General features: G+C 34.2%; 2 protein-coding genes. Both read right to left on the bottom strand.

Features of this window, described 5'->3' with window-relative positions:
* Window positions 1-270 precede the first annotated feature (270 nt).
* The gene (locus AC3DU7_RS26975) at window positions 271-2745 is read right to left on the bottom strand and encodes a tetratricopeptide repeat protein (RefSeq protein ID WP_488042348.1); all 2475 of its coding nucleotides are present in this window, start codon (window positions 2743-2745) and stop codon (window positions 271-273) included.
* Window positions 2742-4058 carry an ATP-binding protein gene (locus AC3DU7_RS26970; protein WP_488042347.1) on the bottom strand — a complete coding sequence of 439 codons (1317 nt, stop codon included), beginning with the start codon at window positions 4056-4058 and terminating at the stop codon, window positions 2742-2744. The genes AC3DU7_RS26975 and AC3DU7_RS26970 overlap by 4 nt, the downstream gene beginning before the upstream one ends.
* Between the last annotated feature and the right edge of the window lie 107 nt (window positions 4059-4165).

Below are 4165 nucleotides of genomic sequence, written 5' to 3'. Positions count from 1 at the left end.
TTTATCAGCAAATTAACTCTTGTTCCCCCCAGAATTGGCTTGCTCGGGGGGCAAAATTCAGTTATCAGTCAAATAATTTTTGAAGGAAGTTTAGGGGGAAATTCCTACCAAAAGTTTCCAACTAATATGCATTAGAGGATGTCTGAGAAATTTGCTATATCCAAGCCCCCTAAATCCTCCAAAATTGGGGGACTTTTATCAGCAAATTAACTCTTGTTCCCCCCAGAATTGGCTTGCTCGGGGGGCAAATTTCAGTTATCAGTTAGATGTTTATAATTGATTGAAGTTTGAGTCCCCATCAATTTTTTCTTCCTTGCTTTTTTCTTCTTCAACTGTCTGAGAAAGTAATATTTTTATCTGAGGGTTTTCTAATAATTTTTCTGTATCTGCTAATAGTTTATTTCCCCAACGTTCTTTTTTAAGACGTTTTAGACTAACCCAACTTTTATCTAATTGTAGTACTTCTTCAGCCCTTTCTAAACCTGCTGAAATTTCACATTTGTTATATAAAGCAACTCCTATTGCTAATTGAGCTTCTACAAATTTACTGTTAATTTCAATTGCTGCTTGCAAATATTCTATAGCTTTATCTATATTCCCTTTTTCATACTCAACAAGTCCAAGATTTAACTTAGGATATTTAAAGTTTGGTTTGATTTCTAAAGCTTTTTCAAAATGAGCGATCGCCTGTTCATATTTTCCTAAGTAATAAAGTACCCTACCTTTATTGTTCCAGGAATCTTCATCATCTGGTTCAAATTCTAAAACTTTATCAAAGGCTGCTATTGATTGTTCATATCTGCTTAAATAATACAGTGAATAGCCTTTAGAGAACCAGGCATAATGATAATCTGGTTTAATTTCTAAAGCTTTATCATAAGCAGCAATTGCCTGTTCATGTCTTTCTAAATTTTCTAATGCATCGCCTTTATTCTTCCAAGCATAATGATAGTCTGGTCGAATTTCTAGAGCTTTCTCATAAGCAGCCAGCGCCTGTTCATACCTTTCTAAATTTTCTAATGCAACGCCTTTACTATTCCAAGCATAATGATAATCTGGTTTAATTTCTAGAGCTTTTTTATAAGCAACTATTGCCTGTTCATGTCTTTCTAATTTTCTCAGTGCATCGCCTTTATTATCCCAAGCATAATAATAATCTGGTTTAATTTCTAGAGCTTTTTCATAAGCAGCTATTGCCTGTTCATATCTTTCTAATTTTCTCAGTGCATTGCCTTTACTATTCCAAGCATAATGATAATCTGGTTTAATTTCTAGAGATTTTTCATAAGCAGCTATTGCCTGTTCATATCTTTCTAAATAAAACAGTGCATCGCCTTTATTATCCCAAGCATAATGAAAGTCTTGTTTAATTTCTAGAGATTTTTCATAAGCAGCAACTGCCTGTTCATATCTTTTTAATTTTCTCAGTACATTACCTTTATTATTCCAACCATAATGATAATCTGGTTTAATTTCTAGAGATTTTTCATAAGCAGCTATTGCCTGTTCATATCTTTCTGAATTTCTCAGTGCATTGCCTTTATTATTCCAAGTATAATGAGAGTCTTGTTTAATTTCTAGAGATTTTTCATAAGCAGCTATTGCCTGTTCATATCTTTCTAAATAAAACAGTGCAACGCCTTTATTATTCCAAGCAGAATGATCGTCTGGTCGAATTTCTAGGGCTTTTTCATAAGCAGCAACTGCCTGTTCATATCTTTCTGAATTTCTCAGTGCATTGCCTTTATTATTCCAAGCATAATAATAGTCTGATTTGATTTCTAGAGCTTTATCATAAGCAGTAATTGCCTGTTCATATCTTTCTAATTTTTCTAATGCAATGCCTTTACTGAACCAAGCATAATGATAGTCTGATTTAATTTCTAGAGCTTTATCATAAGCAGCAAGCGCCTGTTCATATTTTTCTAAATTTCTCAGTGCAATGCCTTTATTATTCCAAGCTTCATAATTATTGAATTGAATTTTTAATGCTTCATCACAAGCTAATATTGCTTCTTCATTTTGCTTGAATTTTCTATCCAATAAAGCCTTTCTAACTAACAAACTAGATTTTTGTTCAATAGGAAGTCTCTCATCATCAACCAAATTTTTAATTCTCAACCACTCAAACTTACGCTCTTGTCGAGTCAGCTCTGCATAATCATCTAAATCTTTTGCACAAACATCGAAAGATTCCTGTCGTAAATATTCCTCATTCATAGGAAACAGAAATAACCCAGAACGCCAATCAAAAAAATCTGGGGCACGTTTAATCAAGTAATCTACAGCAAACCTTGGTAACAGAAACACAAAGCAAATATCAAAATCATCCCTAAATCTTTCTCGCTGCTGATTCAAATTAATCAAAACAGGAGGTACTCCCCTTCTACTAATAGAAATAATCTCATTACTATCCAAGCCCCTTTCCTTCATCTCCTCCTCATATTGATAGAGAGAATATTCCAAACCAGTCACAAACAAAACATCAATCTCTGCTAAATTTGGCAAATCTTTTACCAGATTATAAAAATTATAAGTAGTCTTATCCAAACGCAAAACATCTACCCTTTCTTGGGGAATATCCTGCCGAATTTTTTCAATAATTTCCGTTCCCTGTGGAGGCGAACATTCTACAAACAATAAACCAAAACCTTCAATAAACCTAACAACATTCAATAAATCTTGATATTCCTCTGCAAAAGTTGACTGTACATCCTCTTCCAAAACAACTTTTTCTCCCTTCATTCCAACAACTCCTTAAATTCACGAACTCCTTTAATTAAAGGATGAACATCATACCAAGTTTGCTTTTCTCCCTCCTCATCCAAGAAAGTATATTCCAGCAAACAACGATTAAACAATAAATCCCGGTGTTGCTGATTATTCAATATATTTTTAGAGCGAAAAACATCAACTAATATTTGCCATTCTTCCTGTTGAACCGATCTTTTATAAGGAAGTCTTGCCTCCGTAATAGCTCTTTGTACCACTTTGGCAGAAATCGGTAAATTACCTCCCGCACGTTTAATTACACTCTGCATTAATAACATTAAATCCCGGACATGACCCCCACTCATTAAGCAAAGTCTATCTAAAACTTCTCGACTTTCAAAAACATCCCTTTCTAAACATAAATCTGGATTAACTTCACTAACTCTTCTATCAATAATTTCCCTAATTGTAGCCACTCCCAAATCGTAAATTTCCCCCTCCGGAGTCTCCACCATAATCATTGGTAAAACCTGTGGATCGTCATATTCAACTTTGAGATTTGGTGCTTGATTAGAATAGACCATTGAAATAGGAATCGTATAAATTGTATGACAATCTAATCCCTTCAATTGAGCGCTGCGGTCTACAAAAATTTCATCGTGATTGCTACGTCCATCCGGCTGAACAATTGGTACAATTCGGTCTAAACTATCAGCAATTATTACCAACTCAGAATCAGAATCAAGCTTATTTTTACCATCACGAATAAAACTATTCAGAGCCTCAATTAAACTCTCAGTATAAGGATTAATTTTCTCTCTAATTTTTCTCCTTAAAGTCGGTTCCGCTCTAATATTTGCCGTCAGTTTAGCGTACTGATTAATTTGTGATTCAACCGCCAAACTTTCCAAAGAAATTTCCGTAGTTGCCAAATCTTTTAAATCTGCCCACCGCCCCTTTAACCAATCAAGTAAAGGCTTAGGATTAGCATCTTTCAAATGTTCTAATAAATGCCTAGTACAAGCCAACAAAATATCAGCATATTCTGTATCTTCAGGATTAATATCCTGTTCATCAGCAGCGAAATAAACAATAAAATATCCGTTATTTTCCAGGTGTTCTTTCAGTCGTAAAAGTTCCGTTGACTTACCCGCACCACGATGTCCGGCATAAAGTTGATAAGTATTATTATCAGATAACTTAATATTTTCAGCCAAATCTATAATAACATCACCATCCCCACGAACTTCCCGACAATCAACATATACAGGACTACCAGGTTTCAAAGGTTCAAAAGGCTTAAAAGCATTAAATAATCTTTTTAATAAATCTCCCTGTTTTACCATGTGTTAAAAATCTCCTGAAGTTATTAGAAGGAAGAAGGAAGAAGGAAGAAGGAGAAAGAAGAAGGAAAAAGTAAGAGGGAAAAATCTTACGTTGTCTGAATTTTAAG

The sequence above is a fragment of the Okeania sp. genome, from assembly GCF_983059655.1.
This window is presented reverse-complemented; position numbering and strand designations above follow the sequence as displayed.